Source organism: Megasphaera sp. UPII 135-E, assembly GCF_000221545.1.
Taxonomy (GTDB): Bacteria; Bacillota; Negativicutes; order Veillonellales; family Megasphaeraceae; genus Megasphaera; species Megasphaera hutchinsoni.
In genome coordinates this window covers 60,972-83,800 of sequence record NZ_AFUG01000035.1, presented here as the reverse complement: position 1 = coordinate 83,800, position 22,829 = coordinate 60,972, and the positions used below count along the sequence as shown (strand labels likewise).

24 protein-coding genes are annotated in these 22,829 nt (G+C 41.9%); 15 read left to right on the top strand and 9 right to left on the bottom strand.

The genetic code is table 11. From position 1 onward, the window contains the following. The first annotated feature begins 12 nt into the window (after nt 1-12). From HMPREF1040_RS05280 to HMPREF1040_RS05265, 4 genes are all read left to right on the top strand, one after another. Nucleotides 13-1,074 (top strand): FAD:protein FMN transferase, encoded by a 1,062-nt coding sequence (locus tag HMPREF1040_RS05280; protein WP_007392846.1) that lies wholly within the window; start codon nt 13-15, stop codon nt 1,072-1,074. Between the two features lie 184 nt (nt 1,075-1,258). Next, the gene (locus tag HMPREF1040_RS05275) at nt 1,259-1,699 is read left to right on the top strand and encodes an Lrp/AsnC family transcriptional regulator (RefSeq protein WP_007392889.1); all 441 of its coding nucleotides are present in this window, start codon (nt 1,259-1,261) and stop codon (nt 1,697-1,699) included. Between the two features lie 182 nt (nt 1,700-1,881). Continuing rightward, on the top strand, nt 1,882-3,780 hold the full coding sequence (abc-f, locus tag HMPREF1040_RS05270) for a ribosomal protection-like ABC-F family protein (RefSeq protein WP_036257695.1): 1,899 nt from the start codon (nt 1,882-1,884) through the stop codon (nt 3,778-3,780). 99 nt (nt 3,781-3,879) lie between these two features. Further along, nucleotides 3,880-5,295: an FAD-binding oxidoreductase gene (locus HMPREF1040_RS05265; protein ID WP_007392922.1), complete on the top strand. Its 1,416-nt coding sequence runs from the start codon at nt 3,880-3,882 to the stop codon at nt 5,293-5,295. 77 nt (nt 5,296-5,372) lie between these two features. On the opposite strand, the gene ychF is transcribed toward HMPREF1040_RS05265, so the two are convergent. From ychF to HMPREF1040_RS05230, 8 genes are all read right to left on the bottom strand, one after another. Next, the gene (ychF, locus tag HMPREF1040_RS05260; protein WP_007392924.1) at nt 5,373-6,479 is read right to left on the bottom strand and encodes a redox-regulated ATPase YchF; all 1,107 of its coding nucleotides are present in this window, start codon (nt 6,477-6,479) and stop codon (nt 5,373-5,375) included. 13 nt (nt 6,480-6,492) lie between these two features. Further along, a complete protein-coding gene (locus HMPREF1040_RS05255) occupies nt 6,493-7,734 on the bottom strand; it encodes an LL-diaminopimelate aminotransferase (protein WP_007392874.1) in 1,242 nt (413 codons plus the stop codon). A gap of 92 nt (nt 7,735-7,826) precedes the next feature. Next, on the bottom strand, nt 7,827-9,044 hold the full coding sequence (locus HMPREF1040_RS05250; RefSeq protein ID WP_007392909.1) for an ABC transporter permease: 1,218 nt from the start codon (nt 9,042-9,044) through the stop codon (nt 7,827-7,829). Beyond that, a complete protein-coding gene (locus HMPREF1040_RS05245; protein ID WP_007392930.1) occupies nt 9,034-9,741 on the bottom strand; it encodes an ABC transporter ATP-binding protein in 708 nt (235 codons plus the stop codon). Before HMPREF1040_RS05245 ends, HMPREF1040_RS05250 begins: the two co-directional genes overlap by 11 nt. Before the next feature lie 9 nt (nt 9,742-9,750). Then, a complete protein-coding gene (locus HMPREF1040_RS05240; protein WP_007392825.1) occupies nt 9,751-10,851 on the bottom strand; it encodes an efflux RND transporter periplasmic adaptor subunit in 1,101 nt (366 codons plus the stop codon). A gap of 87 nt (nt 10,852-10,938) precedes the next feature. Further along, nucleotides 10,939-11,142 (bottom strand): hypothetical protein, encoded by a 204-nt coding sequence (locus tag HMPREF1040_RS08130; protein ID WP_176604709.1) that lies wholly within the window; start codon nt 11,140-11,142, stop codon nt 10,939-10,941. Nucleotides 11,143-11,358: 216 nt separating this feature from the next. Further along, nucleotides 11,359-12,006, bottom strand: a complete 648-nt coding sequence (locus tag HMPREF1040_RS05235; RefSeq protein ID WP_007392827.1) for a LexA family transcriptional regulator — start codon at nt 12,004-12,006, stop codon at nt 11,359-11,361. Nucleotides 12,007-12,088: 82 nt separating this feature from the next. Beyond that, entirely contained in the window at nt 12,089-12,757 is a 669-nt protein-coding gene (locus HMPREF1040_RS05230; RefSeq protein WP_007392860.1) for an XRE family transcriptional regulator, read from the bottom strand. A gap of 200 nt (nt 12,758-12,957) precedes the next feature. On the opposite strand from HMPREF1040_RS05230, the gene HMPREF1040_RS05225 reads away from it, so the two are divergent. Continuing rightward, nucleotides 12,958-13,278, top strand: coding sequence for a hypothetical protein (locus HMPREF1040_RS05225; protein WP_007392838.1), 321 nt, complete (start codon nt 12,958-12,960; stop codon nt 13,276-13,278). Between the two features lie 30 nt (nt 13,279-13,308). On the opposite strand, the gene HMPREF1040_RS05220 is transcribed toward HMPREF1040_RS05225, so the two are convergent. Further along, entirely contained in the window at nt 13,309-13,959 is a 651-nt protein-coding gene (locus HMPREF1040_RS05220; protein WP_007392817.1) for an ECF transporter S component, read from the bottom strand. A 188-nt stretch (nt 13,960-14,147) separates the two neighbouring features. Here HMPREF1040_RS05220 and HMPREF1040_RS05215 point away from each other — a divergent pair, with 188 nt between their 5' ends. The 10 genes from HMPREF1040_RS05215 to HMPREF1040_RS05170 all read left to right on the top strand — a co-directional run bounded on the left by HMPREF1040_RS05215 (nt 14,148) and on the right by HMPREF1040_RS05170 (nt 22,754). After that, entirely contained in the window at nt 14,148-15,431 is a 1,284-nt protein-coding gene (locus HMPREF1040_RS05215; RefSeq protein WP_050791365.1) for a hypothetical protein, read from the top strand. 128 nt (nt 15,432-15,559) lie between these two features. After that, nucleotides 15,560-16,027, top strand: coding sequence for a BREX-3 system P-loop-containing protein BrxF (gene brxF, locus HMPREF1040_RS05210; RefSeq protein ID WP_007392880.1), 468 nt, complete (start codon nt 15,560-15,562; stop codon nt 16,025-16,027). A gap of 90 nt (nt 16,028-16,117) precedes the next feature. Beyond that, nucleotides 16,118-16,948, top strand: coding sequence for an undecaprenyl-diphosphate phosphatase (locus HMPREF1040_RS05205; RefSeq protein ID WP_007392833.1), 831 nt, complete (start codon nt 16,118-16,120; stop codon nt 16,946-16,948). 68 nt (nt 16,949-17,016) lie between these two features. After that, a complete protein-coding gene (locus tag HMPREF1040_RS05200; protein ID WP_007392919.1) occupies nt 17,017-17,562 on the top strand; it encodes a DUF805 domain-containing protein in 546 nt (181 codons plus the stop codon). 86 nt (nt 17,563-17,648) lie between these two features. Next, complete coding sequence (locus HMPREF1040_RS05195; protein WP_007392902.1) at nt 17,649-18,488, top strand: energy-coupling factor transporter ATPase; 840 nt, start codon at nt 17,649-17,651, stop codon at nt 18,486-18,488. Then, nucleotides 18,473-19,342, top strand: coding sequence for an energy-coupling factor transporter ATPase (locus tag HMPREF1040_RS05190; protein WP_007392878.1), 870 nt, complete (start codon nt 18,473-18,475; stop codon nt 19,340-19,342). The genes HMPREF1040_RS05195 and HMPREF1040_RS05190 overlap by 16 nt, the downstream gene beginning before the upstream one ends. Further along, nucleotides 19,332-20,129, top strand: a complete 798-nt coding sequence (locus tag HMPREF1040_RS05185; RefSeq protein ID WP_007392853.1) for an energy-coupling factor transporter transmembrane protein EcfT — start codon at nt 19,332-19,334, stop codon at nt 20,127-20,129. Before HMPREF1040_RS05190 ends, HMPREF1040_RS05185 begins: the two co-directional genes overlap by 11 nt. Beyond that, nucleotides 20,120-20,920, top strand: a complete 801-nt coding sequence (truA, locus tag HMPREF1040_RS05180) for a tRNA pseudouridine(38-40) synthase TruA (protein WP_007392843.1) — start codon at nt 20,120-20,122, stop codon at nt 20,918-20,920. The genes HMPREF1040_RS05185 and truA overlap by 10 nt, the downstream gene beginning before the upstream one ends. A 50-nt stretch (nt 20,921-20,970) precedes the next feature. Further along, nucleotides 20,971-21,978: a C4-dicarboxylate ABC transporter gene (locus tag HMPREF1040_RS05175; protein ID WP_007392839.1), complete on the top strand. Its 1,008-nt coding sequence runs from the start codon at nt 20,971-20,973 to the stop codon at nt 21,976-21,978. A 71-nt stretch (nt 21,979-22,049) separates the two neighbouring features. Further along, the gene (locus HMPREF1040_RS05170; protein WP_007392873.1) at nt 22,050-22,754 is read left to right on the top strand and encodes a TVP38/TMEM64 family protein; all 705 of its coding nucleotides are present in this window, start codon (nt 22,050-22,052) and stop codon (nt 22,752-22,754) included. Nucleotides 22,755-22,829: the final 75 nt, after the last annotated feature.

Genomic DNA, 22,829 nt, shown 5'->3' with positions numbered 1-22,829 from the left:
AAGGAGAATAAAATGGGAAAAAAACGATATGTTGCCATTTGGTTGGTACTGTCGCTTTTCCTCTTAGTGGGCTGCTCTGGATGTGGAATATCACATTCGGAGCAGTTTTTTGATAGAAGTGGGGTTGCTATGGATACGACCATTTCTTTGCGAGCAGCGGGGGGAGAAGCACAACAAGCAATTGATGAAAGTTTTGCAAGTATCGAGAAGTTGGATCGGTTAGCAAGTACAAACAATCCGAATAGTGATGTTAGTAAGATTAATCGGGCTGCTGGGAAAGACTATGTTTCGGTTGATCCGATGATCTATGAAATGATTGCTTTGTCAAAATCATATGCCGCGAAAAGTAATGGTTCTTTTGATATTACCGTAGGCATATTTACGCGGTTATGGGATATTGGTAATCCCGATCAACACATTCCTTCACCTAAGTCCATACGAGATAATTTGCAATATGTCAATTATCAGGATATTTTATTGCGGCCGACAGATCACGCTGTAAAATTAGCGAAACCGGGTATGTACATTGATTTAGGGGGAGTAGCCAAGGGGTATGCCGTAGACGTTGTGCGAGATATATATAAACGTCATCATGTACAACAAGGGCTGATTAATTTAGGTGCCAGTTCCATGTTTGCTCTGGGAAAAAATGCCAAACAAACGGAATGGAATATCGGCATTAAGCATCCGCGATCAGATGAAGACGGTAATTATTTAGGCATCATAAAAATAGAAAATCAATTTTTATCTACATCGGGTGATTATGAACGTTATTTTATTAAAAACGGGGTACGTTATCATCACATTTTTGATCCCAAGACGGGGTATCCTGCACGTAGTGGCGTGATAAGCGATTCTATTATTATTCAAGAGGATATACCTCATGCTGGTATTCTAAGCGACATATTAACCACGGTAGTGTTCGTTCTAGGTCCACAAAAAGGGTTAGCTTTTATTCAAAATATGCCGGGGGTAGAATGTGAAATTACGGGTGAAAATGGTATCCTTTATATGACGGAAGGATTTAAACAACGGACATCTGATATTAATCAAGATTTTCGCTTGTCTTCATAGGAGTACGTTGAACAGAAAATCTTAATTGTGATAAAATATATAAATTTTGATTTTTATTATTAATTCTGTAAAAAAAATATTTACTTTTTACCTGTAATGTATGATAATATATTATAAGTAATATTTATCGTTATTTTTATATACGTATAAATAATAGAAATATTTGGCAGAGGATGGTAGTGTTATGGATCATATCGATGATAAAATTTTGACAATTTTGAAAAAGAATGGCAAGGCTTCCGCTACGGAAATTAGTAAAGTGGTAGGACTTTCTATACCCGCTGTGGCAGAGCGTATTCGTAAGATGGAGCATAGCGGTATTATTCAAGGGTATGGTGCGAAGATAAGCCGCCGTAAAACAGGGTATAATGTGACGGCGTTTATTATGGTTAATTTGGAACGGTCTGGTGAAGTAGAAGAGTTCCGCGACAATATTATGCGCTTCCCTCAAGTATTGGAATGTCACCATATTGTAGGTGCATTTGATTATTTATTGAAAGTGTTGGTGAAAACACCGGATGATTTAGAACATTTTCTCATGGATGAACTGAACGAAATTCCATCGGTAGCAGCATCGCAGACCTTTATGTGTTTGTCGACTAGTAAAGAAGAATGGAACGTATAAGCTAATATATTGTTTTATCTATCATTATATGTATCGGCATGTTGGGATAAGCGGCATGCCGATTTTTTTTAGGTCAAGGGTACGTAAAAAGTAGGTGTTTGACCGCAAGTAAAGACGTGGATATAATGGAAATACAGGCGGATAGGCGGCCTGTATTTTTTAGAAATTATAGAGGTGTGTGTATGAGTAGTATACGAGTACAGCAATTAGGTAAGTCCTTTGGCATCCATACCATTTTTTCGGATGTATCGTTTTCACTACATCGGGGTGAGCGATTAGGCCTTGTTGGTGCCAATGGTGAGGGAAAGTCAACACTGTTGATGTGTTTATTAGGGTTAGAAGAAGTGGATACGGGGAATATAGCCGTAGAAGAGGGGGATACGATTGGGTATTTACAACAACAGATTACCTATGATCCATCCTTGCGAGTACGTGATGTTATCAAAGAAGCATGGCAAGATATTATGCAGCTGGAAGATAAATTACATGCTACCGAACAAGCCTTGCAAGATCAGCCGCAAGATGAACACTTGATGGCACGATATGCACGGTTACAGGAGCGATTTGAATGGCTTGGTGGTTTTTCGTATGAAAGCATGTCGCGTAAAATTATGGCCGGCTTAGGCTTTCAAGAAGAAGACTGGGATAGACATATACAAGATTTTTCGGGCGGTCAAAAAACGCGGATTAATTTGGCCAAAGCGTTGGTCAGATGTCCTGATTACTTATTTTTAGATGAACCGACAAACCATTTGGATGTGGATATGTTGGAATGGTTAGAAACGTATTTATTATCTTATGGGGGAGGTATGATTATCGTTTCCCATGACCGTTATTTTTTAGATCGCGTGGCAACGGGTATACTTTCCCTTTCTAAGGGGACTGTTAAAAAATATAAAGGTAATTACACGGCGTATGTGAAGAAACGACAGGCAGAACAAGATGCCCATGCCAAAGCATATGCGAAGCAACAAGAAAAAATTCATGCAACCGAGGCGTATATTCAAAAGTACAAAGCCGGTATTAAAGCTAAGCAAGCACGGGGAAGACAATCCCAATTAGACCGGTTAGTGAGGTTGGAAGCGGATGTTCCTGACGAAACGTTACAATTTTCATTTACCCGGCCAAGTGAATGCGGACAAAAGGTTTTAGTCCTCGATGATGTAGGGGGACAGGTTGGCGATCATTCCTTGTTTAATCATCTTTCGGCTTTGTTGCGGCGTGGCGAGCGGGTGGCTTTAATTGGGCCGAATGGTATTGGCAAATCGTCCTTGCTGAAAATGGTGATGGGCGAATTAAAGCCTACAGCGGGGCATATTGTTCTAGGTAGCCGCGTTTCTATTGGTTATTTTTCGCAAGAACGCACGGATTTGCACGGTGCATGGTCTATTGTGGAAGAAATTATGCAATCCTTTTCGTATAGTGAAGATCAGGCACGGTTGATTTTGGGCCGGTTTCTCTTTCATGGCGATGAGGTGTATAAGACGATTGACTCTTTAAGTGGTGGTGAACAAGCACGTGTGGCATTGCTCAAACTTTTTTTAACCGCACCAAATGTACTGTTGTTGGACGAACCAACGAATCATTTAGACATTCCCACGCGGGAAATATTGGAAGAGGCCTTATTGGAGTTTGGCGGCACCTATATTATCGTTTCCCATGATCGGTATTTTTTAGATAAAGTAACGAATAAAACATGGGTATTGGCACCACAAGGGGTGACCGAATATATGGGCAATTATTCGTATTATCGAGAAAAATGGAACGATCAGCAAGAAGCATTAATGCTTGCGGTTAAGCCGACACGGGATATGGGTAAGGTAATGCATACGGACACTGGCAAAAAAGAACCGTCTTCACAGCCGGTTAAAAAAAAGATACATGGCAATGCTAAAAAGATAGAAGAAGTGGAGTTAAAAATTGCTGAATTGGAAGCTACGGTCACGATGTACGAAGTACAACTCAATATGCCCGAAAATCAAGTTGATAACAAACGATTTATGGAAATACATCAGGCCTATGAAGAAACAAAAAAGAAATTAGACGCACTTTATGAAACATGGGAGATGTTAGCTGAATAATTTTATAAAGTGAAAACAAACACAAACTTTACAAAATATAATAATATGCTATACTATACAAAATTGTATCTATACGTATTATGGAAAGGAAGGGATCCTATGGCTATACGGTTTAACGAAGTTACTGACGAAGTAGTAAAAGCATTGCAAGCAATCGTTGGCGAAAAATATGTTAAAACAGATGAAGAATATAGAACAAAATATCAAACAGATGAAGAAGGTAACTCTTACTTTTTTCATAAACCCGAAGTGGTAGTATTTCCTAAAACAACGGAAGAAGTAGCAGCTATTGTCTGTCTGGCGAATAAAAAGTTGATTCCTATTACTCCGCGAAGTGCCGGTACAGGCGTGGCATGTGGGGCGATTCCTATCTATCATGGTATCGTGTTGGCCTTAGAACGGATGAATAAAATTATAACGCTTGATGCGGAAAACATGTATGCTGTATGTCAGACGGGCGTATTAACGGGTGTATTGCAAGAAGAAGCGAGAAAACATGGTCTTTTATATGCAGGTGATCCATCTAGCGCGGAAAGTTGTCAACTTGGCGGTAATGTCGCAAGCAATGCAGGCGGAAATAAGGCCGTCAAATATGGTACGACACGGCATCAAATATATAGTTTGAAAGTCGTTACGCCGACAGGCGATATCGTAACTGTTGGTGGACGCTTGGCAAAGTGTTCGACTGGTCTTTGCTTAGAACAGTTAATTGCTGGTTCAGAAGGCATTTTAGGGGTAATTACGGAAGTAACCGTACGATTAAAACCGTTGCCACCGTATAACTTCAATATGGTTTGTGTGTTTGAGAAAGATGACGATGCTTTTGCGTTACCGAATAAAATTTTAAAAGCCGGTATTGATCCGACCAGTATTGAATACATGGACAAAGAAGCATTGCAAATGACGTGTAAATTCTTGGATATGACGATGCCGCATGTACAAGAAGGATGTTCATACGTTATTGTTACGGTAGAAACGTTTGACGAAGATGAACTTGATAGAAAGATGGCCGTTCTTTGCGATTTAGCGGAAAATAATGGTTCGATTGATGAATTTGAAGCGGACAAACGGATTTGGAAATTGCGTAAACAGTTTGCTGAAGCGGCACGTAATATAGACATTATGTATCAAGCAGAAGACTTTGTTGTACCGTTGGATAAAATTCACGATATTACAGGGCAACTTCCGGAATTACGCCAAAAATATGACCTATATTGCGTTACAGTAGCACATATTGGCGATGGCAATATCCATGTATTACCCTTGAATCATAGGGGGTTATCGCCGGAAGCATGGCATGAAAAAATACAAGCCTTTCATCAGGACTTATTCCCGCGTGTATATGCTTTAGGTGGCAAGATGTCAGGGGAACACGGCATTGGCTATAAAAAAAGAGATGATTTTATACGTTGTACATCGAAAGAAGAAGTGCAGCTCATTCGGGCCATTAAAAAAGCGTGGGATCCCAATGGTATTATGAATCCGGGTAAAATTATTCCGTTGGAGGAAGCATAATAGAAATAGATAAAGAAATAGGAGAGAAAAAAACACCTCGTGCATGACACGAGGTGTTTTTTGTAGAGGTTTATAGTTTATACATTGAAGCGGAAATACGTAACGTCTCCATCCTTCATGATGTAGTCTTTGCCTTCTAAACGAACCAAGCCTTTTTCCTTTGCTGCTTGTTCGCTACCACAAGCAATAAGATCTTCATAGGAAACAATTTCAGCACGAATAAAACCACGTTCGATATCCGTATGAATTTTTCCCGCTGCTTTTGGGGCTTTAGTACCATTGACAATGGTCCAAGCACGAACTTCATCAGCACCAGCGGTGAAGAAATTGATTAATCCCAATAAGGTATACGAAGCCTTGATAACTCGATCCAAACCCGATTCGGTTAAGCCTAACTCAGCTAAAAAGGAGGTCCCTTCTTCTGGCGATAATTCGGCTATTTCCGCTTCGATTTTAGCAGAAACCGCAACGACTTGTGCTTGTTCGTGAGTGGCAAATTCGATCAAGCGTTGCACATACGGATTATCTTCAGGGTGGGCAGCTTCTTCTTCGGCGACATTAGCAATATAAATAATCGGTTTGGCCGTTAAGAGATTTAATTCTTTTACCCATTGCCAATCATCTTCGGTAAGCGAGGCCGTACGTGCTGGTTTTCCCTCTTCGAGGGTTTTTAACACGACAGTTAAGACAGAAGCTTCGGCTTTCGCTTGTTTATCACCACAAGTGGCAATTTTGCTAATCCGATCTAAGCGACGTTGGGCCACTTCGATATCGGCAAGACATAATTCAGTATTGATAATATCAATGTCGCGAATGGGATCAACCGAACCGGCGACATGGGTGATATTCGCATCATCAAAGCAACGAACGACTTCGGCAATGGCATCTGTTTCGCGAATATGGCTAAGGAATTTATTACCCAAGCCTTCACCACTGGCAGCACCAGCTACGAGACCGGCAATATCGACAAAGCGCATGACCGCTGGAATGGTCTTTTTAGGATGATACATGTTGGTTAATACGTCAATTCGCTCATCCGGTACTTCGACAACACCGACATTTGGTTCAATCGTGCAGAAAGGATAATTGGCTGCTTCTGCACCAGCTTTTGTAATCGCATTAAATAACGTGCTTTTGCCTACATTGGGAAGCCCGACGATTCCTACTTCTAAATTGGTACTCACTGTTATACCACCTTTATTTGCATAATTTTAAATCGGCTATACGTGCGATGGCAGCTGCGGTATTTTCTTTCGTGCCAAATGCGGTTAAGCGTAAATAGCCTTCCCCATGCGGGCCAAACCCTTCGCCAGGAGTGGTTACGACATGGGCTTTTTCTAATAAGAGATCAAAAAATTCCCAACTCTTCATTTGATGAGGTGTTTGTACCCATGCATAAGGGGAGTTGGTTGCACCATATACGGTATATCCTGCGGCGATCAAGCCATCACGAATGGTATGGGCATTGTCCATGTAATAGTTGACATCAGCTTGGCATTGTGCCCACCCTTCAGGCGAATAATACGCTTCAGCTGCCCGTTGGATTACATAGGGGGTACCGTTAAAGAACGTGCATTGACGTCGATTCCAAAGCGGATTTAAGGATACGGCTTTGCCATCTTTGGTATAGGCCTTGCATGCATGCGGAACGACGACATAAGCACAACGCGTTCCCGTAAAGCCGGCACACTTGGAAAAAGAACGTAATTCAATTGCGATTTCTTTTGCCCCGTCAATTTCAAAAATGCTATGCGGTATATCTTCTTCTGTAATATATGTTTCGTAGGCTGAATCATAGATAATAATAAAATTTTGGTCATGGGCTGCTTTTACCCACGTTTCTAATTCAGCTTTTGACATAGCTGTCCCCGTAGGATTGCTCGGGTTACAAAGATAGACGATATCTACTTTTTCTGTTGGCGGTTGTGCTTTAAAGCCATTTTCAGCCGTGCAAGGCAGGTAGACGACCTGTTCATAAATACCTTTATCGGCAAGATAATTGCCTGTATGTCCGACCATTACATTGGAATCTAAATAAACGGGATAGACCGGATCGGCTACGGCAAATTTCAAATCTTGCCCGAAGATTTCTTGAATGCAAGCGACATCCGTTTTAGCACCGTCACTGACAAATACTTCATCAAGATCTAAGGAAATATTGCGACGGTGATAATCACCTTTTATAATGGCTTGACGTAAAAAGTCATATCCCTGTTCGGGACCATAGCCGCGGAAGGTATCAGCATGACCCATTTCATCTACGGCTTTATGCATTGCCTGAATAATCGCAGGTGCTAATGGACGAGTAACGTCCCCAATACCCAAGCGAATAATAGACGCATCGGGGTGATGTTTAGAAAATTCAGCAACTTTTTGTGCGATAGAAGCAAACAAATAATTTCCGGGAAGTTTTAAATAATTTTCATTTACGTGAGCCATAACAAGCCCTCCTTATTCTTTCATACATAGTAACACCCTCTATTCTACTACATAGGAGGGGAATTGAAAAGAAAAAAACAAGGATGATTATCCTATTCATAGCGAAGTGCTTCAATAGGATCTTTGCGAGCCGCTTTGCGTGCAGGATATAAACCAAAAAACAGGCCAATAATGAGGGTAACTGAAAAGGAAAGAAGAATAGGATAAGGCGTAATTTGGGTTACCATATTCGGATTGAGGAAAGGTAAGATGTTGGCGATGGTAATACCAAAGAGAATGCCGATTAGCCCGCCGACGATACTCATGATAATCGCTTCGATTAAAAATTGAATTAAGATGGTACGAACGGTTGCTCCCAAGGCTTTGCGAATACCGATTTCACGCGTTCGTTCTGTGACGGATACGAGCATGATATTCATAATGCCAATTCCCCCGACCAGTAGGGAAATGCTGGCAATACTACCCAAAAATAAGGTTAACGTGGCCGTGTTTTTTTGGAGTGTCTTTAATAAACTTTTTAAGGTATCTACGGTAAAATCATCGGGCTTTCCCGGCAGAATATGATGGCGCTGACGGAGCAAGGAAATCGTACTACCCTTCACCATATCAATGGTTAAAGGGGAATCCGTTTCGATATTAATGGCATGGACATAATCAATGCCCATCAAGCGTTCTTGTGCTGTCGTTAAGGGAATGAGGGCTACATCATCTTGATCTTCGCCCCAAATAGAAGGCCCTTTTTTCTCTAAGACACCAATAATATGATAGGGCTGATTATTTAAGCGGAGTGTTTTTCCTACGGGATTTTGCATGCCAAACAATTTGGCAGCTACGGTTTGTCCGATGACGATGGTCCGACTGCGTGTATTCATATCGTCCGTAGAAATAAAGGTTCCCGATATTACCTTGGTATTGCGGACAGAAAGAAAAGACGGGGTTACGCCGTACATTGAGGTCGTGCGATTTTTGTTTCCTGCTACGAGTAATACCGATTGAGAAACCATAGGAGAAATATGTTTAATATGCGGAAGCTCTTTCGAGATAGCCAGGGTATCAGCCAGGGTGAGCGAATGGTTATCGGCTTCGGCTGTTTCATCGGGAGAAGCATTATTGCCTGGGGTGATGATGATCATATTACTTCCCATGCTGGCAATGGAATTAGTGATACTCTGTTTGACCCCCATGCCAATGGAAATCATGATGATAACCGAGGCAACGCCAATAATCATGCCGAGCATCGTCAAGGTCGTACGTAGTTTATTAGCTAATAGGGACGCAAAGGCAATGGATACACTTTCTTTAAATAACATGGATGGTACCTCCTTTTCGTTCGTCATGTGTGATAGCACCATCTTGTAAAAGTAAGCGCCGTTCTGCACGAGCTGCGATTTCGGGTTCATGCGTTACTAATATAATCGTTTTTTGTTGTCGATGTAATGATTCAAAAATATCCATAATTTCGCTAGTAGAACGGGTATCTAAATTTCCCGTTGGTTCATCGGCCATGATGATCGCGGGATCGTGAATTAAGGCACGGGCAATGGCAACTCGCTGGCGTTGACCGCCGGATAATTCGGTGGGCTTGTGATGCATCCATTTTTCCAGACCCACGGCTGATAATAAAGCAGCGGCCTTTTGTTCCCGTTCTTTCTTAGGAACACCGGCATAGATGAGGGGTAAAGCGACATTGGCAAGGGAGGATATACGTGGCAACAGATTAAAATTTTGAAAGACGAAGCCGATATCGCAATTCCTTGTTTTTGCCAGTTCATCATCCGATAAATGGGCTACTTCGCGACCATTTAATTGATATGAGCCGGAATCAGGGCGATCCAAACAGCCGAGGATATTCATGAGCGTTGATTTACCTGAGCCGGAAGGACCTACTAATGCTGTAAATTCACCCTTTTCGACAACTAAGTGAATATTATGTAAGGCCGTAAATAAGGTGTTCCCTATATGATAGGTTTTTTTTATATCCCGAAGGGTAATTATTGCTTGTTTCATCGTGTACTCCTATATGACAGGGGGATCGTCATCCATAGATGGTGCGGCAGCGGCATAGGATAAGGAAACAACGTCCCCTTCCTTTAGACCGTTACGAATTTCAATATACTTATCACTAGATAAGCCAGTTGTTACGGGCACACGCGTATGACTGCCATCGGGCATAATGCGCGTTACATAGGAACCGGAGGCATCGGTCTGTAATGCTGCCAAGGGAAGCGTTAAGACGTCTGGTAAAAGGGAGGTTGTAATTGCTACACGAGCCGTCATACCTAGACGTAATATAGTATCAGGATCCGTGACGAGTAACGTCACTTCATAATAAATGACGGGCGTATTTGTTGAAGCACGATCGGTGTTATCCCGATCCCACGTATTATTGGTATCGGTTTGAGCTATTTTCTGCACACGGGCCGTAAAGGTTTTATTCGGATAGGCATCGACAGTAAAGGTTGCCATCTGACCGGGCTTAACATGACCAATATCAGTTTCATCAATTTTGGCAATAATTTGTTTTTGTGTCGTATTAGCAAGGCGCATAATCACGGTTCCAGCTCCGTTTCCTTGGGAGATGAGTGTGCCGACACTCTTAGGGGCACCAACGACAACTCCATCCATGGAAGCACGAATGATCGTTTCATTCAAGTCGGCTTGTGCTTCGGTTAAGGCACTACGGGCTGCATCATATTCCGCTTTAGCCGTATCGACTGCTTGTTTTGCTCCGGCACCATGGCGATACAACGTCAAGGCCCGTTGATAGACCTCGCCGGTTTGTCGCACCTTAATTTGAGCTTGATCGCGTTTTGCACGATAATCGGAGTCATCTAAGCGGGCGATAATCTGTCCTTTCTTTACTATATCGTTTTCATGTACCAGCACGTCTTGTAAACGTGCCGTAATTTTTGAGGATACTTCAACAAATTCGAGTGGACTTATCGTACCGGTAGCCGTGACATGCGAGGTGATAGTGCGGCGAGTTACCGTATAGGTTTCTGTGGGAACCGACGGTTGTGACTGTTGCTGATAGCGGATATAGCCATAAATGCCTCCGGCGATGATGAGGAGGACAAGCAGACCTAAACCTATTTTTTTCTTGCGAGTTATATTCATATAGTAGCTCCTTTATATCTATTATAATATCTAATATCAGTATATAAAAATAAAGCTATTTACACCAGTACGTTCTATAAAAATTTGTCAAAAATAAAAGACATAAAAAATAACGCCGAATGTAACGGCGTCTTTTTTTACGAAATGTGCCGTAAAGCCACTGCCTTCAGGCATGGGGATATAAGGCATATTCATTTTTTTGTCGGCAATTACCAACTCTGCAAATTCTTTCAAAGTAATATTATTCATAGAGTTATTCAGTGATAATACACTAGATAACTCTTTTAGCATTTCATTTTTTACCGCCGTCGTAATACCACATTTGCGGACAAAGCCACTTTTATCGGTCTATTTTCACTTGCCGGTATTATCTTTATATGCCAATCGTTGGCACCATAATCTTTTTTCCCGTTGTATAGGATTTAAGAATTTGAAGTTTTCTGTTTTATTCATGGCGGATACCCCTTTTCAAGGACGAATATAGTTACTAAAGTGGATTAGAGGTATCTAAAGCAATTTATGAAGAACTGATACCGCAAGACCCACTATGCGGCAACTGCTGCAGTTATCCGCCGTACACACGATAGGCTTATACGCTGGATTGGCTGGCAAAAGATGCAGTGCCCCAGGCATATGGTATACGCGTTTTAGTGTATATTCATCGTCTATGGCGACGATTGCTATTTGTCCATCGTCTACATCTGGCTGCTTGCGGATAAGCACTATATCACCATCATAGATTTTCGCTTCTATCATGCTTTGCCCTTGTACCCGTACGGCAAAATCTGCTCGGGCAGCGTCGTCTATCGGTAGATATGCTTCTATATGCTCTTCTGAAAATATCGGCTGCCCAGCGGCTACCTCCCCCAGCAATGGTATAGTACGTTTACTTGTAGCTATGTTAGCAAGCGTTTCGTGGGATTCATCATATCCCATAAGCCACGTTTCGCTTACGCCCAGAGCGTACGCCAAAACTGTCAGTTTACGCTGTCCCGGTTCAGTTTTTCCCGATACGTACTGGCTGAGGTCACTACGCTGTATCTTCGCCCCAAATTTTGCACTATAAGGCTTACACGCTTCAATTATATCGATTTGCCGCAGCCTTTTTGTTTTCATGATGTATTTTAAACGCTGTGCCGTTGTTTCTCTTTTCATTTCTCACACCCCCTTATATAACTATTATAATGGCTTTGTGGATTAGAGTTACTCATGAGGTTACTAAGGACGAATAGAGTTACTAAAGCAATACATTATAGGCAACTACTTTACCGACAATATATAATCGTTGGGACTCCGCCGATGAAATAATAATGTCTGTATGAATAGGATTGGTACTGTTCGGGCGTAAAATAACTCTATTGTTAGTATCGTCCTTGTAAATATGCTTGATAGTATAGCCGTTGTCCGCACCTTCTACATTGGTGACTACAATATCCCCGTTAGATACCGACAAAACGTCTATATTCGTTTTTACAGCAATATATGATCCGTTTTGGATAATTTTATTCATGCTATCTTCATTTACTCTCATAATTAAAATGTGCTTATTTTTGGCGTATTTACCTAGAAAAATATCAGGTATTGAAACGGTAGGCAAATTACTTACACTGTCAACGGTTAAAGGATATCCCGCAGAAATAGACGCATCAAGAAAATAATGCATGTGTGAGTCTATATTTGTTGTAGGAATTACTTCCTCTGTATCTAAAAGTTGACTAGCTGAAATATTTAATGCTTTGGCAATCTCTATTAATTTTAACCTTGGTATATCCTGGTCTCCTTTTTCGATTTTAGATACAGAGGAACGGGACGCAAAACCGACTTTAGAAGCCAACTCCTCTTGAGAAAAACCAATCTTTAAACGGGCTTGTTTTATACGTTCCCCTATATTTTTTAATTTATTCATTTGTATTACACCTCTTATATAATATAGTATTATATAGTTTCCTTTAAATCAACTTTTTTATATTTTTTAAAAATAAATGTTGATTTTGTGGTGACAAACGCTATAATGATATTGACAAAAGGCAACAAAAGAAAAGAAATGATTAAAAGAATTGTAACGAGAGAGCAAAATGATTGGATTTAAAAGAAAGGAGAGATTCCATGGAAACTAAAAATAGTGCAATAAGAGTGGCGACACTAACGAGAAAACAGCTTGCCGAGCGTTGGCACTGCGACGTACACACAATTATCAGATTTGAAAACGAAGGACACATACACCGTTGTCCGAATGTTGCCGGACAAGTGCAATACCCGATTGAAGAAATAGAGCGGGGAGAAACTCCAGAGCGTAAGCCCGTAACGGCACATGACATCGTGCGGCTAGAAAGGAGAATAAAACAACTGGAAAAGGTATTAGAAAAGAAAGAAAACACGCTAACCGAGTTAAAGGAGAGTTTAACGTTATTAGTAAAATCATTATGACAACGAAAGAAAAAGACATCTTGAAATTAATTATGAAAAACAAGCAATACCTATAAGGGCAAGAAGAAATATTAAGCAAATAACGCCTAGGAGAAGGTGCGTTTCACTTGTCGCCCACTCATTTAAGGAAGCACTAGAGGTTGCTTCGAGGTGCTGTTGCATAATTGTCTTGAGGGAGTGATATAATAAGAAGATAAATAAGCTATTAAGTCCACCTTTGAGGAGATTAAAAGGCAAAATAGCGGGGATGATTAATTGGAGAACGGCCGCACGAGAACAACCCATATAGAGGGGCGTGATCCAGATATTCCACAGAATCATGCTTATTGTCAAGAGTAAAGTGCCTCCACATAAGGCGAGAAATAATCCTTTGCGTGAAGGATGGCGATGAAATACGGCAATGACAGCACAAGCAAAAGATGCACTAGCAATCGTATTCATGATACAGCCGAGAATGCCCGTATCACTGACGGTCAGCATTTCGAGGACAGACGTGATAAAAGAAAGGGAAAGGGTCGCAAACGGACCAAAAAAGAAACCACTTAAGGTAATGATTACATCTTTTGGCGAATACGTTAAAAAAGGTAGTAATAAGGGAATGCGAATGAGGGCTACCGACAGTAAGGCGATGGCACAACACATGCCCAATAGCGTTACTTGATGGATGCGGTTATGATTCATGGTAGAAACTTCCTTCCGTCTTGACAATGTAAAATAAAGGATGGGAGAATTATATTTTTATCTATTTGTATCTTAACACAGGTTTTCTTATCTCACAATGGAGGGGGAGGAGAAGGACAAGAGAAGGAGTTGACTTTTACAGAAGGGACAAGTACACTGAAGATAATATAAGGAAAGGAATAACATCTATGAGAGAAAAAAAACAGCACACCTCCTTGTGGATATCACGGGGTGTATGGACTGTGGTAGTCGGGATGGGACTGAGCCTAAGCAGTATTTTTAGCGGTGGCATCGGTTATGCCGAAACAACGCCGGACATGTCAGAACAGATGACGGCCCTGATTGATGCGGTACCAACGGCAAAAGATAAGAATAAAGAAACGGATAAAGAAAAGAAAAAGAAGGAAACTCCCTATGAACGGCTGTTAGCGGATGCATCTAAAGAAGAAAAGCCCGTACCCATTAGGGATAATGACACTATTGCGGATTTGGTGGCAACATTACAACCGTTAGCTCCCCTATCGAAAGAAGATGCGAAGACGATTGCTGCATGGGATTCTGTCGTGATCGCTCCGTTGACCAAAGAAGATATAAACATTGGTGGTATTTATCGAGGTATGTCGGGTAAACAACTAATTGCACGTTTTGGGCAGCCTCAAAAGCGGCAAAAAAAAGATCGCCTGGTAACATGGACATACGAACAACCAAACCAGTCCTTTCATTGTGAATTGCGAATGACTCGGAATGGCAAAGAAGAAGATGCCCTAGTTGAAGCAATGACCTTGACGAAAGGTCAGGACATTGATATAGGTAGAAAAATTCATCTTAATATGCCAACGGAACAACTTTTGTGTACCTTTGGTGTACCGCATAATGTCTTACGAGATGTGAAAGCGAATGTTTATTACATTATTTATGAACAGGCTGATACGGATCTTATTTTTGCCGTTGCTGAGCGGCGTATTCAACGGGTTGCTTTCATGCCGGCACGTTATCCTTATCATAATGAGCAGGCGGTGACACGGCGAGAAGAACGGGTGGAACGCGATTTTTCCCTGATGGGGTATTCGCTGGGTGATGAATTGGTAAAACGGCAATATAACATGTGGAAAAGTAAACTACATCGTGGCTCATATACGGTTTGGCTGTATGGTGATTATGGCGTGCTTGTTAACGCCAAAGGAAACGTAGAACGGATCTTTTTATTGACCAATAGCGGGTATACAAGTCGTGGTGTCACCTTAGGGTATCGTCTTTCTACCGTCTTGGCGTTGTATGGACAACCGGAATTTGTCGTGTGGGGAAAGAAAGATGAAGGAGTTGATGTGTATTATTACCATCATCCCATTTTGTCCAGTGCGTATTTAGCTATCGTCATTAAACGAGAAACGCAACGTGTTGATGATGTGATTGTTACAGCTATGCCACTTGTCCGCTTGCAAGATCAATTAGCACGCTATGGGTTACCATAATGCAAGGACGTATAAAATAGGTGCATAAGACGTATCTTTAATTCAGGATATTCCCTTTACATTTGCGTATTTTTTCTATTATAATGAACATAACGTATTTCAATACTTAGCAAACGAAGGTGATTTCCATGGTGACAGAGGCAGACGTTTTACAGCGGTGGAAGTATATCGCACAAGAAAAAGAAAAAATGCTTATTCTTATTGGCGGTGCTGGTTCGGGTAAAAGTAAAGTCATACGAGAATTATCCGAACAGGACGGTTGGAAAATGTGTGAAGCACGGGATATGTTTGATGATGAATTCCTGAAAATACCACGTGCAGATCGACCGGAGCGAGCAGTGGAATTGATTTCCCAGGCCTTACAGCGGTTACATGCACGGGTAGTACTCATTGATAATGTGGAATTTTTGTTTGCACCCATGTTAAATTTAAATCCCGTTCATATGTTGCTGGAATTAAGTAAAACCTTTCCCATTGTAGTTAGTTGGCGGGGAAGTTTAGAGGGAAACACGTTGTATTTTGAACACAACGGTGAACCGAAATATGCGAAGTTTACGGTTCCCAATACGAATCATGTGATTTCTATGGACGCATAGGGAAGTAGGCTGCGGAGGAAGTCTTTGCAGCCTGCTTTTTTTTAGTACGGTTACAAGACAGAGAAAGAAACAGAAAGGAAGCAAGAATATATGCAAGATGCAATAACAGCAGTCCTATTAGGGATAGTAGAAGGCCTTACAGAATATATTCCCGTATCATCAACAGGACATATGATTTTAGTAGGCGATTGGGTAGGTTTTACAGGCGTGCGTGCCGGTGTTTTTGAAGTATTCATTCAATTAGGAGCGATTTTATCGGTTCTCCTCATATATAAAGATACGTTTTTACGCATGTTTACACGCTATGACTGCCTGTATTTATATAAACGGAAAAACTGGTTCCGCCGTGATACGGGATTGACGTTGGCTCATATTGTGGCTGGGATTGTTCCTGTCATGATCATTGGCCTATTGGCACACCATGCGATTAAAACCTATTTGTTTTCTGCCGGGACGGTTATTATCGGCTTGATTGTGGGGGGCATATTCATGCTCGTTGCCGAAAAACTGCATGTTCACACGGTTTGTCGCGATGTAGAGCAGATGACCATTGGCCAAGCCTTCTTTGTAGGTTTGTTTCAAGTTTTCGCGTTGTGGCCAGGCTTTTCGCGGTCTGGATCGACCTTAGCGGGTGGCTTACTACTTGGCGTTAGTCGGAAAGCGGCAGCAGATTTTTCTTTTATTATAGCCGTCCCCGTTATGCTTGCGGCCTGCTTTTTTGATTTATACAAAAATTGGTCCTTATTAAGTAGCGATGATATTCTGATGATTGCCATTGGCTTTATCGTTGCCTTTGGTGTTGCCTATGTATCCGTATTGTGGTTTTTACGGTTCTTACACAAATCAACGTTAGCATCGTTTGCGTATTATCGCTTTTTTATAGCCCTCATTTCGTGGGTATATTTTTTCCTTTTGCATTAAGGTAAGTATGGATGTACTAGACTTGCATAGAGAGATGGGGAAGCCCGTTATGTATAGGGAGGAACGACATGACAGCAAAGAAAAAAATTCAATTAACCAGGCGATCATCACGTGAAATAGCCTTGCGAAAAGGATTTGAATTACCTGCACGAGAAGGAAAGGGCGTCATTGGCTTTGAAGATATGGGCGATTTACGCTTTAAATATTTTCATTTAGAAGGACGGCTCACGAGATGGCCTTTTTTCGCACGGATGCTTTTATTGACAGGAGCACAACTCGTATTTACCCTCATTTTATATACGCGTTTTGTTGAAGCCCTTTGGATTGGGCGACAAGATTTAGGAATACTCTTTTTTTGTATTTTTATCGTCTTATCCATTCCCGTTATTCGTGCACAAGTATCGTTGGGCGTACGGCGTTGTCACGATCTGAATTTGCAAGGTGCCGTGGCCGTATTGCCTTTAGTGGGGTATCTGTCCCTATATATATTGGCTGTAGGCAAATGGATGATTCCTTTTACGGTAGTTGCCGTTTTTGTTCTCCTCGCCTATCTTTTATTGTTTACGATAAAAGGTAAAGACGAAGATAACATATATGGCAAAAAAGCAGCATAAATGCGAACCCAATAGGGGGGCATATTCGTTTTACAAAGGAAGATAAAGCATGTATAATGAAAAAAAAATGTAAAAGGAGCGTATCTATGAATGATCCTATGATTGAGTTGGAACATGTCAGCCACGCTTATCATGATGAACAAGGGGCAGAAGTATTTGCCGTTAAGGATGTATCCTTGAAGATTGACCGCGGCGAGTTTGTATCCATTATTGGGACAAATGGGTCGGGAAAATCGACTTTGGCTAAGCATATAAATGGATTATTATTACCGACAGAGGGAATATGTAAGGTTGTCGGTTTAGACACAAGAAAATCGGAGAATATATGGAAGATTCGACAACAAGTGGGGATGGTATTTCAACATCCCGATAATCAAATTGTCGCATCTATTGTGGAAGAAGACGTGGCCTTTGGCCCTGAAAATTTAGGGGTTCCGTCAGCGATGATTCAGCAACGCGTACACGAGGCCTTGGAACGTGTAGGCATGACGGCCTTTGCGAAACATGGACCGCATTTATTAAGTGGTGGTCAAAAACAGCGCATTGCTATTGCGGGTATTTTGGCGATGCAATCGACCTGTATCGTATTGGACGAACCAACGGCGATGCTTGATCCGGAAGGACGGCGTGAAGTGATGGAAACGCTTTTGCAATTACATCGCGATGGCGTAACGATTATTCTAATTACCCATTTCATGGAAGAAGCTGTCCAAGGTGAGCGGGTGGTTGTGATGAACCAAGGCCAAGTACAATTAAGCGGTACACCACGGGAGATTTTTTCACAAGTAGAAACCTTACAGCAGTTAGGCCTAGATGTACCTGTCGCCGCCGAAATTGCGACAGAATTACGAAAGAAACAGGTGCCTTTAGGGGCATCCATTATTACCAAAGAAGAGTTGGGAGATGCATTATGCCCATTACATTAGAAGGTGTATCGCATACGTATGGAAAGGGTACGCCCTTTGAAAAAAAAGCCTTAGATCCTTTACAAGTGACGATTCATGATGGGGATTTTATAGGTATCATCGGTCATACCGGATCGGGAAAATCGACACTTGTGCAAAGCTTAGTTGGCTTAATTAAACCAACGACAGGACGCGTTTTGGTAGATGGACAGGATATTGCCGAAAAGACCGCGGCGGGTCTTGCAGCAAAAAAGAAGGTTGGCATGGTGTTCCAATATCCGGAATATCAATTATTTGAAGAAACGATTGCCGCCGATATCGCCTTTGGCCCTAAAAATATAGGTGTACAAGGTGAAGCCTTGACGAAACGGGTACAGGAAGCAATGGAATTTGTGGGGCTTGATTATCAGACTTATAAAGACCGTTCCCCCTTCCATTTAAGTGGCGGACAAATGCGGCGTGTTGCTATTGCCGGCGTGATTGCCATGAAACCGACCTACTTAATCTTAGACGAACCATCGGCTGGGTTGGATCCGGTAGGACGGCGTGAAATTTTTGCACAAATACAACAATTACATCAGCAAAAAGGGGTCACGGTTATTTTGATTTCTCATAATATGGAAGACATTGCACGGCTAGCTAATCGTGTGCTAGTCCTTGCACAAGGGCGAATTATTATTGACGATGAACCACTGGACGTCTTTGCTAAGCGGCGACAGCAATTACAGGCAGCCGGCGTTGATGTACCAGCCATGACGGATGTTTTGCAATACTTGCAGCACCGTGGACTTGACGTACCGGCGGCAGTACATACGGTACAAGAAGGAACACAGGCCATTTATCAGGCTATAAGGGAGGATTGGCATGCTCACTGATATTACATTAGGACAATTTTTCCCGGGAAACTCTTTTTTGCATCGCCTTGATCCACGGGCAAAGATTATAGGAACGATGATTTTTATCGTAGCCATCTTTTTAGCCAACTCCTTATGGGCATATATCGGAGTAGCTGTATTTGTTATAGGCAATTTTTGGTTATCCCGTTTACCGGCAAAATTAATCCTTTCATCGCTAAAACCATTGTGGGTGATTATCGCTTTTACGATGGGCGTACATATTTTTACTACGCCAGGGACGCTGGTATGGCATTGGGGGATACTACACATTACATGGGAAGGACTTACGCAGGGAGCATTAATGACGGCACGGTTAGTCTTTTTGATTGTCTTCTCGTCACTCCTTACCTATACGACGTCGCCCATCGTCTTAACCGATGGTATCGAACATCTGCTTAAACCGTTTAGCCGTATGGGAGTACCTGCTCACGAACTAGCTATGATGATGACGATTGCCTTGCGGTTTATTCCAACCCTCTTAGAAGAAACGGATCGGATCATGAAGGCACAAACTGCACGGGGTGCGAATTTTACGTGCGGTTCCATTTGGCAACGGGGAAAAAACATGATTCCCTTACTCGTACCTTTATTTGTGAGTGCTTTTCGCCGGGCTGATGAACTGGCAACCGCCATGGAAGCGCGGTGTTATCGCGGGGGAGAAGGGCGGACGCGCATGTATGAATTGACCTATACACGGCGTGATGGCATAGCGATTACAGCCGTTATCGTGATGACGATTTTCTTGGCGGTATTACGATGGCTATAACAAGAGAGAATATATGTCTTACCGTTGCCTATGACGGGACGGATTTTCACGGCTTTCAGCGTCAAGCAAATGCACCGTCTATTCAACAATATTTGGAAGAAAGCCTGACACAATTGTTGCACACGCCAATTCGCATCTATGGGGCAGCTCGTACGGACGCAGGTGTACATGCCTACGGTCAGGTCGTCAACTTTTATGGCACCTTGCCGATGCCGGTTGAGCGATTGCCCTTTGCCTTACGAGCCTATTTGCCACCGACAATTGTCGTGCGGACGGCTCAAATCATGCCGGAAATGTTTAGTGTCCGTCATGACAACTGTGGTAAATATTACCGTTATCGAATTATCAACGCCCCGTACAACGATCCGTTGCAACTCCGTTATGGGTGGCATATTCGTAAACCGTTAGATCTGCAACGGATGCAAGAAGGTGCGGAAATATTACGAGGAACACATGATTTTACGTCATTTGAGGGAAAAAATACCACGCCTATGAATCCTGTCAAAACAATGTATGCCATTACGTTTACACAAGAAAAAGAAAATGTAGATATACACGTTATTGGCAGTGGTTTTTTATATCATATGGTACGAAATATGGTTGGTGGTTTTATCGATTTAGGGTTACATCGGTTTACGACAATGAAATTTAGGCGTATACTGAATATGTTAGACCGAACTGCATTAGGAGCTACCGCCCCAGCGCATGGACTATATTTAGAAGAAGTGTTTTACAATACAACACGAAGACAGCTCATAATAGAGAACGTGCGACAGGGGATAGTTCGCTGAGACAACAACATATGTATGTTCAATATTAGACACGATAGGTGGGGGAGAGCTTGACAAAACATATTGAAGTGATTCAACGTGGCGAGCGAGAACGAATTCGGCGAATTGGATTTGTTCATTTTATGTCTATATCTACATTTGCGGCATCTATGGGGTATTGTGGCCTCTGTTTTGGATGGCGTATGGCACATGAATTGTGGGGAGTGCCATCTATTATAGGAGAAGGATTTGGCATGTTTGCCTTACTCTTATATGTACTTATTTTTGTGCGGTATTTTCAGAAATGGCGTATTGATGCAGCAGCCGTACTTGCTGAATGGAATAGTCCAACGAAAGTTAACTTTTTTGGGACCTTTAACGTATCGACCGTATTACTGGCAGCCGTACTGGCCCCGTATCAGCATACGCTGGCCAGCTTTTTCTGGTATGCCGGGATGATTTTAATCATGGTCTTTAGCTGGATTTTACTAAAACACTGGTTGTATGACGATCAAGTTGTCGAATCGGTGACACCCGCATGGCTACTTGCCGTACTCGGACCGATTACGATTCCCGTAGCAGGTAATATGTTGCAAAATCCGGGGTTTCACGACATCTCCGTGTTTTGTGTCGCCATTGGGCTGGTGACGGGGATACCTGTTATCGCCTTGTTATTTACGCACAGCATTTTTTCTAAACATGTACCCGATGCGGTCCAACCGAGTTTAATGATTTTAATGGCACCTTTTGGCATGGGATACATTACTTATACTTCGACATTTCATGCGGATATCTTTACAGAACTATTTATCAATGCGGGCATATTTATGTTTTGGCCAGTAGTACTCAAGATTGTTCACGTGATGCGACGTTCTACGTTCTGTATGGGCTGGTGGGCATGTAGCTTCCCTACCATGGCCTTTGCTAATGGCGTCTTGCATTACAGTATGGATTACCCTGTTTTTTGGACACGTGCCTTAGGACTGGGATTACTTCTCTTCGGGACGACCCTGATCTTGTATTTATCCATTAAAACACTTTATGCAGCGTATAAGAAAACGCTTTGGCGTTTGTATTAATCCGCTGCTTTATGCTAGTGGATAAACGATAATGAACAGGATAGGAATAACCATAAAGGATAGAATATAGTATGACAGATAAACGATTACGATGGATTATCAAATGTATCGGCATCGTCATGATTGCAGCCATACTCTTTGGTATGCAATTGTGGTTACCTGATTTTTTTATGACCATGGGCCATCTTATCTTTCAAGGAGATTTAGACGGATTGGCCCGATACATTGAATCTTTTGGCTATGCGGCGATTATTGTCAGTATTGGCATGCTTGCCCTGGTTAATGCCGTAGGTTTTCCATCCATTTTATTTTTAACGGTTAATGGCATTATTTTTGGACTTATTCCGGGAATTATTATTTCTTGGATAGGGGAAGTCATTGGCATTGAAATTAGTTTTCGCTTGACACGAACACTTTTTCATAAACAAGCTAAAAAACTATTAGCCAACAGTCAAGTTTTTGAAAAAATGGACTCTCATAGTGGTATAAAAACATTACTACTAGGGCGAGCCATTCCTTATTCACCGAATATGTTGGTGACTGCATTTGGTGCGTTAAGTAACGTATCGTATCGCGATCACTTTATTGCCGATGCATTGGGGAAACTCCCTGCGGTTATTATCGAAGTATGGCTGGGACATGATTTGCTGCGCATACAAGAACATTGGCAACGGTTAATTGCCTTAGTGGTTCTTGTCGCCTTGGTATATGGTCTTATTTGGCTACGGAAACGACGTCAACGAAAAGAACGGATAAAGAAAACACCTTCGTTGTAAATACATATACAACGAAGGTGTTTTCTTTTTGGAGGGCATGTATAAACATACCAAAAAATGAAAACGAAATATAAA

What these genes read in the sequence shown, in the direction of transcription:
- HMPREF1040_RS05185 (WP_007392853.1), top strand. Translation starts at nt 19,332, where the DNA reads ATGCTCACTGATATTACATTAGGACAATTTTTCCCGGGAAACTCTTTT.
- HMPREF1040_RS05255 (WP_007392874.1), bottom strand. Translation starts at nt 7,734, where the DNA reads ATGGCTCACGTAAATGAAAATTATTTAAAACTTCCCGGAAATTATTTG.
- brxF (WP_007392880.1), top strand. Translation starts at nt 15,560, where the DNA reads ATGGTGACAGAGGCAGACGTTTTACAGCGGTGGAAGTATATCGCACAA.
- HMPREF1040_RS05280 (WP_007392846.1), top strand. Translation starts at nt 13, where the DNA reads ATGGGAAAAAAACGATATGTTGCCATTTGGTTGGTACTGTCGCTTTTC.
- HMPREF1040_RS05235 (WP_007392827.1), bottom strand. Translation starts at nt 12,006, where the DNA reads ATGAAAAGAGAAACAACGGCACAGCGTTTAAAATACATCATGAAAACA.
- HMPREF1040_RS05215 (WP_050791365.1), top strand. Translation starts at nt 14,148, where the DNA reads ATGAGAGAAAAAAAACAGCACACCTCCTTGTGGATATCACGGGGTGTA.
- HMPREF1040_RS05245 (WP_007392930.1), bottom strand. Translation starts at nt 9,741, where the DNA reads ATGAAACAAGCAATAATTACCCTTCGGGATATAAAAAAAACCTATCAT.
- HMPREF1040_RS05250 (WP_007392909.1), bottom strand. Translation starts at nt 9,044, where the DNA reads ATGTTATTTAAAGAAAGTGTATCCATTGCCTTTGCGTCCCTATTAGCT.
- HMPREF1040_RS05190 (WP_007392878.1), top strand. Translation starts at nt 18,473, where the DNA reads ATGCCCATTACATTAGAAGGTGTATCGCATACGTATGGAAAGGGTACG.
- HMPREF1040_RS05230 (WP_007392860.1), bottom strand. Translation starts at nt 12,757, where the DNA reads ATGAATAAATTAAAAAATATAGGGGAACGTATAAAACAAGCCCGTTTA.
- HMPREF1040_RS08130 (WP_176604709.1), bottom strand. Translation starts at nt 11,142, where the DNA reads ATGCTAAAAGAGTTATCTAGTGTATTATCACTGAATAACTCTATGAAT.
- HMPREF1040_RS05240 (WP_007392825.1), bottom strand. Translation starts at nt 10,851, where the DNA reads ATGAATATAACTCGCAAGAAAAAAATAGGTTTAGGTCTGCTTGTCCTC.
- HMPREF1040_RS05220 (WP_007392817.1), bottom strand. Translation starts at nt 13,959, where the DNA reads ATGAATCATAACCGCATCCATCAAGTAACGCTATTGGGCATGTGTTGT.
- truA (WP_007392843.1), top strand. Translation starts at nt 20,120, where the DNA reads ATGGCTATAACAAGAGAGAATATATGTCTTACCGTTGCCTATGACGGG.
- HMPREF1040_RS05225 (WP_007392838.1), top strand. Translation starts at nt 12,958, where the DNA reads ATGGAAACTAAAAATAGTGCAATAAGAGTGGCGACACTAACGAGAAAA.
- HMPREF1040_RS05265 (WP_007392922.1), top strand. Translation starts at nt 3,880, where the DNA reads ATGGCTATACGGTTTAACGAAGTTACTGACGAAGTAGTAAAAGCATTG.
- HMPREF1040_RS05195 (WP_007392902.1), top strand. Translation starts at nt 17,649, where the DNA reads ATGAATGATCCTATGATTGAGTTGGAACATGTCAGCCACGCTTATCAT.
- HMPREF1040_RS05200 (WP_007392919.1), top strand. Translation starts at nt 17,017, where the DNA reads ATGACAGCAAAGAAAAAAATTCAATTAACCAGGCGATCATCACGTGAA.
- HMPREF1040_RS05275 (WP_007392889.1), top strand. Translation starts at nt 1,259, where the DNA reads ATGGATCATATCGATGATAAAATTTTGACAATTTTGAAAAAGAATGGC.
- abc-f (WP_036257695.1), top strand. Translation starts at nt 1,882, where the DNA reads ATGAGTAGTATACGAGTACAGCAATTAGGTAAGTCCTTTGGCATCCAT.
- HMPREF1040_RS05205 (WP_007392833.1), top strand. Translation starts at nt 16,118, where the DNA reads ATGCAAGATGCAATAACAGCAGTCCTATTAGGGATAGTAGAAGGCCTT.
- HMPREF1040_RS05170 (WP_007392873.1), top strand. Translation starts at nt 22,050, where the DNA reads ATGACAGATAAACGATTACGATGGATTATCAAATGTATCGGCATCGTC.